Source organism: Methylobacterium sp. E-041 (assembly GCF_022829665.1).
GTDB lineage: Bacteria > Pseudomonadota > Alphaproteobacteria > Rhizobiales > Beijerinckiaceae > Methylobacterium.
Genome location: NZ_JAKSYQ010000178.1, coordinates 1 through 456, shown reverse-complemented (window position 1 = coordinate 456; position 456 = coordinate 1). Strand labels below are relative to the sequence as shown.

Sequence of the window (456 nt, the reverse complement as noted above, 5' to 3'; positions counted from 1 at the left end):
CCCGCTCTACGGATAATCTCCGGCATCGGTGAGGCCGGGTACCTCATACGTCGTCGCTGCCCGCCTTGACAATGCCTGTTTCATGCAGACGGTTCTCCAGGACGAGATCAGCGACGACCTCCTTCAGCGCCCCCGCTTTGCGACGGAGATCCCGCACCTCATCCTTGGTCGCCGCGCGAGCCGTGTCGCCAGACAGGCGCTTCTTGCCAGCCTCCAGGAACTCGTTGGACCAGCCGTAGTACATCGAGGCGGCGATACCCTCACGTCGGCACAACTCGGCGATGCTGGCCTCGCCACGCAAGCCTTCCAGTACGATGCGGATCTTCTCCTCGGACGAGAACTGCCGACGTGTGGCCCGACGGATGTCCTTGATCACCGCTTCTGCCGGCTTCTTGGCCGGTCCGGATGTCTGCTTCATCTTCGCTCCTCAGGGGCTACGATGAACCAGCCATCCTC

At 62.7% G+C, this 456-nt stretch carries 1 pseudogene; it reads right to left on the bottom strand.

The window, feature by feature from the left end:
- Positions 1–418, bottom strand: a pseudogene (locus MKK70_RS15530) (transposase); the annotation flags it as partial.
- Between the last annotated feature and the right edge of the window lie 38 nt (positions 419–456).